4 protein-coding genes are annotated in these 6,424 nt (G+C 74.5%); all 4 read left to right on the forward strand.

The window, feature by feature from the left end:
• A partial coding sequence (locus tag HW445_RS15035; RefSeq protein ID WP_374939654.1) for a P1 family peptidase occupies positions 1 to 1,040 on the forward strand: 1,040 nt, incomplete at its 5' end.
• 102 nt (positions 1,041 to 1,142) lie between these two features.
• The gene (locus tag HW445_RS15040) at positions 1,143 to 2,660 is read left to right on the forward strand and encodes a glycoside hydrolase family 71 protein (protein WP_180221524.1); all 1,518 of its coding nucleotides are present in this window, start codon (positions 1,143 to 1,145) and stop codon (positions 2,658 to 2,660) included.
• 99 nt (positions 2,661 to 2,759) lie between these two features.
• Complete coding sequence (locus HW445_RS15045; RefSeq protein WP_180221525.1) at positions 2,760 to 3,263, forward strand: FBP domain-containing protein; 504 nt, start codon at positions 2,760 to 2,762, stop codon at positions 3,261 to 3,263.
• Between the two features lie 96 nt (positions 3,264 to 3,359).
• Positions 3,360 to 6,014: a SpoIIE family protein phosphatase gene (locus HW445_RS15050; RefSeq protein ID WP_308799174.1), complete on the forward strand. Its 2,655-nt coding sequence runs from the start codon at positions 3,360 to 3,362 to the stop codon at positions 6,012 to 6,014.
• Positions 6,015 to 6,424: the final 410 nt, after the last annotated feature.

Genomic DNA, 6,424 nt, shown 5'->3' on the forward strand with positions numbered 1-6,424 from the left:
ACGCCCTCCGCCCCGGTGCCGGTCCCTCCGTCCGCGCCCGCGGGCTCGGCCTGGGGGCCGGGCCGTTTCCCACCGGACCCCACAACGCGATCACCGACGTCCGCGGGGTGCGGGTGGGGCACACGACGCTGAGCGAACCGCCCCGGGTGCACAGCGGGGTCACGGCGATCGTGCCGGAGCGCGTCGGCCCCGAACACCCGTTGCCGGCAGCGGTGTTCGCGGGCAACGGCTACGGCAAGCTGATCGGGGCCACCCAGATCGCGGAGTTGGGCGCGATCGAGACCCCGGTGCTGCTCACCTCGACGCTCTCCGCCTTCCGGGCCGCCGACGCCCTGGTCGGATGGGTGCTGGAACAGCCGGGCCGTGAGCGGGTGCTGAGCCTCAACCCGGTGGTGGGGGAGTGCAACGACGGGCTGCTCTCGGACATCCGGTCCCGCCCGGTGCGCGAGGAACACGTGCGGGCGGCGCTGGACGGCGCGGTCGCCGGGCCGGTGGCCGAGGGATGCGTCGGCGCCGGCACGGGGACCACCGCGCTGGGCTTCAAGGCGGGCGTCGGGACGTCGTCACGCGTGGTGCCGGTGGGGGGAGGGGACGCCGTGGTGGGTGTCCTGGTGCAGGCCAATTTCGGCGGCGTCCTGCGGGTCCGGGGACGCGAGGTGACGCCCCCCGACGTCGGGCTGCCGGCCCGGCCCCCGGTGGCGGACACCGGCTCCTGCATGGTGGTCGCGGCCACCGACGCGCCGCTGGACGCACGCCAGTTGGGGCGGGTCGCACGTCGCGCGGTGTACGCCCTGGGGCGGGTCGGCGCCTCGTTCGGCCACGGCAGCGGCGACTACGGACTGGCCTTCGGGACGCGCCGGCCGGACCGGACGGTGGCGGACGCGGACCTGGACCCCCTGTTCAGGGCCGTGCTCGACGCCGTGGAGGAGGCCGTGCTCAACTCGCTGCTGGCCGCGACGACGGTCCGCGGACCCGGCGGCGACGTGCTCCACCCCCTGCCCGGAAAGGCGCTCCTGGACCACCTGGCCGCGGCGCGGTGACGGGCGGAGGGCCCCCTTCGGGGCATTGCGGGGCGAGGGACGGGTCGGCTTGACTGGACCTCGTGCGGCCCGGAGGGCCGTACGGCCGGGGGAGGGCGCCCAATGCAGAACCACACCGCACCGCGGCACGCCGTGCCGGGCAGAGGAGGGCGGCGGACCGGACTCGCCGCACTCGTCGGCATCCTGCTGCTGATCGTCGCCGCGGGCACCGGGCTCGGCTTCACCGCCGCCGACGACGACCGCACGGCCCCCTCGGCGGCGCGGGACCCGCTGCCGTTCGACCTGCCGTCCACCGAGCGGCTGCGCGCGAGCGACCGGCTGGTCTTCGCGCACTACTTCACGCCCTACCCGCTCTCCCTCGACAACCGCCCCGCCGACGAGGACTACTACGCCCGCAACTACCTCACCGCCGACGGCGAGAACGGCAAGCACGCCGCGTACGGCGGCCTGCTGCGCGACCGACCGCTGCCCGTCGGGCCGCAGCAGGGCGACTGGCGGTCCGCGCACTACCGGCAGGAGGTCCGCACCGCCGTCGCCGCCGGGATCGACGGCTTCAGCGTCGACCTGCTCTCCCTCGACGGCCCCCATCGCGAGCGCGTCCAGCTGCTGATGAGCGCCGCCCGTGAGGTGGACCCGGGCTTCCGGATCATGCTGATGCCGGACATGAAGGCCCTGGACGCCGACCCGGCCACCCTCGCCCGCGCCCTCGCCGAACTCGGCGCCGCGCCCAACGCGCACCGGCTCGACGACGGCCGGCTCGTGGTCTCCCCGTTCAAGGCCGAGGAGAAGACCCCCGCCTGGTGGCGCCAGGTGCTGGACACCCTGCGCACCCGGCACGACACGGGCACCGCCTTCGTCCCGGTCTTCCTGGACCTGACCTCGCACGCGGAGGCGTTCGCGCCCCTCTCCCACGGCTTCTCCACCTGGGGCAGCCGAAGCCACACCACCCTCGGCCACTACGGCGAGCACGCCGCGCTCGCCCGTGAGCACGGCAAACTGTGGATGCAGCCCGTCGCCGTCCAGGACGCCCGGCCCAACCAGGGCGTCTTCGACGAGGCGGGCAACACCGCGACGCTGCGCGGCAGCTGGAACCACGCCATCGAGGACGGCGCCGACTGGGTGCAGCTGACCACCTGGAACGACTACTCCGAGAGCACCCAGTTCGCGCCCTCGCTGCACAACGGGCACACCTACCTGGATCTGAGCTCCTACTACCTGACCCGGTTCAAGACCGGCTCCTGGCCGCGCATCGTCCGTGACACCGTCTACCTCACCCACCGGACCCAGCCGCACGACGCGCCCGCCGCCGGCCGGGCCGAGCCGATGCGGCTGCGCCCCGGCTCGGCCCCCGCCCGGGACACCGTGGAGGTGCTCACCTTCCTGGCCGGCCCCGGGGCCGTCGACGTCACCGTCGGAGACCTGCACGAGCGGTACACCGTGCCCGAGGGCGTCCGGGCGGAACTGCTGCCGCTGCGTCCGGGCCGGACCACCGCCGAGGTCACCCGCGGCGGGGCGACCACGACCGAGGCCGTCACCAGGTTCGCCGTGACCGAGAAGCCCGAGGTCCAGGACCTCCAGTACTACGGGGTCACCGGGGGCCGGCCCGCCGACCGGCCCTGACTCTGCCCCGGCACACGCTCCCTCCGGGGAGGCCCGTCGCCGCACCCTAGAGAAATAATCATTTTGCCTAAAGGTATTAGGCGGCCTAGCCTCGGTGGTGTGCGAAAGATTTCCGAGTCCGACATCCGTTCCAGCTTCGTGAACTGCTCCAAGGGTGAGGCGAAGCGCCTCGGCCTGCCCCGTGGCCTCGAGGAGACGCCCTGGGGCGACCTCGACTTCCTCGGCTGGCGCGACCCCGGCGCCCCGGACCGCGCCTATCTCGTCGCCGAGAGGGAGGACGGCGGGCTGCTCGGGCTCTCCCTGCGGGCGGTCACCGCGGGCGCCGCACGCGGCTTCACCGCCCGGTCCCTGTGCTCGCTCTGCCTGACCACCCATGTCCGCGGGGACGTGGTGCTGATGTCCGCCCGCCGTACCGGCGAGGCCGGGCGGCAGGGGAACACCGTCGGCCAGTACCTCTGCTCGGACCTGGCCTGCTCGCTGTACCTGCGCGGCAAGAAGGAGAGCTCGGCGGGGCGCGGCTTCGACGAGAGCATCGGCCTGGAGGGCAAGATCGCCCGCATGCGGGGCAACCTCGACGCGTTCCTCCGGACGGTCACCGCCTGACGGTCCTCCGCCCGGTCTCCCCGTCCGGGGGCGTGCGGCCTCCTGTCGGCGGTGCCCGCCGCGAACGATCGCGCGGTATGGCACAGACTGGGGTATGTGTCCGACATCGTTCCCGGCGTACCGAGCTCCCGCCGCTTTCCTCCGCTCGCCAGGAGCGCGCGTGAGGCGAGGAAGTTCGTGCGGCACAGGCTCGGCGACGTCGCCCAGGAGCTGCGGGAGAACGCCGAGCTGCTGGTGAGCGAGCTGGTCGCCAACGTGGTGCTGCACGCCCGGACCGACGCCGAGGTGTCGGTCCGGCGCCTGGGGGACCGGGTGGAGATCAGGGTGCGCGACGAACGTCCCGAGCTGGGGCTGCTGCCCCAGCAGAAGTTCCACCGCTTCCCGGCCACCGGGCAGGGCCTCTTCGTGGTGGAGCAGCTGGCCACCCGGTTCGGTGTGGAGACCGGCGAGGACGCCAAGACGGTCTGGGTCGAGATCGGCCCGGAGGGCACCCCCCGGGAGCCCTCCGACTGGGGGAGCCCCGTCCTCTTCACCGGGGCGCGGCGTCCCGTGACACTGATCGATCTGCCCGACTCCCTCTTCATGGCGGCCCACCAGAACCGGCGGGCGCTGCTGAGGGAGCTGAACCTCGCCGCCCTGGGCGGCGACGACCTGGGCGTGCGGCCCAGGGACCTGGCCGTCGCCGACGACGTCAACCACATGGTCAGCGCCTGGGTGGACGCCGCCCTCAGCGAGCATCCGGTCGCCGAGGCGGGCACCCGCTCCCTGACCCTGTCCGTGCCGGCCGACGCGGGTCTGTCGGTGCTGGTCCTGCGCAAGGTGCTCGACCGGGCCGAGGACGCGGCCCGCAGCGGAAGGATGCTGTCCCGGCCGGCCCTGCCCGCCGTACGGGAACTGCGGGGCTGGCTCTTCGGACAGATCGCCGGGCAGCTCGCCGGCGGCCACCCGACGGCCTGGACGGTGATCCCGAGGGACCCCCGGCCCGGGCCCCTGGAGATGGTGCCCTGGGACGCGGCCCAGGTACGGGCCAGCCGGACCCCGACCGTCGCGGCCGACGAGGAGAACCGGATCGTCGCGGTGAACGCCGCGGCCGCCGCGCTGCTCGGCTGGGACCCCGACGAACTGGTGGGGCGGCGGCTCCTCACGATCGTGCCCGAGCACCTGCGGCAGCGGTACCTGGAGGCCTTCACCTCCCTGCTGACGACCGGACGCTCCCACATCCTCGGGCGATCGGTGCCCCTGCCCGCCCTGCACCGCGACGGCCGCCAGATCCCGATCCGCCTGGTCATCGAGACCCAGCACACGATCGACGGCGCCACCATGTTCGTCGCCCATCTGATGCCCCGCGCCGGGGAGACACCGGCCGCCGCGCCCGGCCGCGGCGCGGACACGGGGAAGTTCCGGGCCGCACCAGGGGTCCGTCCCACGCTCGCCCCCGTCGAGGAGCAGGCGCTGGCCCGTGGCACGCCGGTGGTCGGCGAGGCGCTGGAGCGACTCGGGCTGATCGTCGACACCGGCCGGGCCATCACCGACGCCCCCGACCTCTCCCAGGGGCTGCGCGAGGTCTGCCGGATCCTCACCGTACGGCTGGCCGACTGGTGCGTGATCGATCTGTTCGCCGCGGACGCCGAGGGCGAACGGGTCGGCGTGGTCCGCCGGGACCGGCACGGCCGCCCCGCCGACGGGGTCGAGGGCACCCTCCCGCCGCTCACCGCGAGCGGGCGCGGACCGCTCGCACGGGTGCTGAGGGGAGCGCGGCCGCTGCTGCTCGGTCCGACGGGAGCCGACGAGCCGCCCGGCCAGGTCGGAAGTCCTCTCGACGCCCGGCACAGGGCCCTGTTCGACCACCTCGGCGCCGACAGCGCGGTGGTGGCCCCGCTCCGGGCCCGTCGTGAGGTGCTGGGCGCCATCACGCTGGCCCGCACCGGCTCCGACCGGCCGTTCACCGAGGCGGACCTCGCCTTCGTCGACGATCTGGCGCACGGCATCGCGGTGGGCGTGGACAACGCCCGGATGTACGCGGAGACCCGCGGCATCGCCGAGCAGCTGCAGCGCTCGCTGCTCCCGGTGCTGCCCGAGCTGCCACACCTGCGGATCACCGCGCGGTACGTGCCGTCCTCGGTCACCGCGGAGGTGGGCGGTGACTGGTACGACTGCTTCGTGCTGCCCGGCGGCGACCTGGCGGTGACCATCGGGGACGTGGCCGGGCACGACCTGTCGGCCGCCGTCGCCATGAGCCAGCTGCGCTCCATGCTCCGGGGCATCGCGGTCGACCGGGAGGAGCCGCCCGGCGAGGTGGTGCGACGGCTGGACATCGCCAACCACACCCTCTACCGCGAGGCCACCGCCACCTGCGTGTACGGCCTGGTCGGCGGACCCGTGGAGGGACCGTGGGTGTTCCACCACTCGGCGGCCGGCCACCTGCCCCCGCTGCTGACCACCGAGGACGGGGAGACCCGCTTCCTGGAGGAGGGCACCGGACTGATGCTGGGCACCGGCATCGACATGCCGAGGCCCGCCACCGAGGTACGGTTGCCGCCCCGGTCCACGGTCCTGCTGTACACCGACGGGCTCATCGAGCGCCGGGGCGAGAGCCTGACCGACTCGCTGGCCCGGCTGCGGCGGCAGACGGCGGACCTGGCACGGATGCCGCTGGACGTCTTCTGCGACGAACTGCTGGTCCGGCTGGGGACGGACGGCGCGGACGACATCGCCATGCTGGCCCTGCGGCCGGTCCCTCCGCCCTACTGACGGCGCGAAGGAAATCCCCACGGACCCGCGGCACCGTCCATCTCGCCTCCGCCGCGGGCGCGCGCCGCACCCATCCTTCGGGACATGGACACGTCTCGCCCGGCGGGCAGGCGCGCCCGCCCCACGGTGCCCCGTCCCACAGCGCCCCGCTCCACGATGCCCGAGCCATGGTGCTCGGACTCCTGACGGCCCAACCCCGGCGACCTCCGGACGTTCGCCCACATCCCGGCGGACGCCCGCCCCGGCGCGCCGGTGGGGGTTCTCTTCCACGGCTGCGGCGGCTCCGCCCGCGGCCTCGAGGTCGACACGCGCCGGCGCACGTACGACCGGATCGGCACCGTGCACCCGGGCTACGGCGGACCGCGGCCCCTGCCACGCCTCCCGCTTCCTCGGCCCGGGCTGATCCCGCG

It is taken from the genome of Streptomyces sp. UH6 (assembly GCF_013421635.1).
Taxonomy (GTDB): Bacteria; Actinomycetota; Actinomycetes; order Streptomycetales; family Streptomycetaceae; genus Streptomyces; species Streptomyces abyssomicinicus.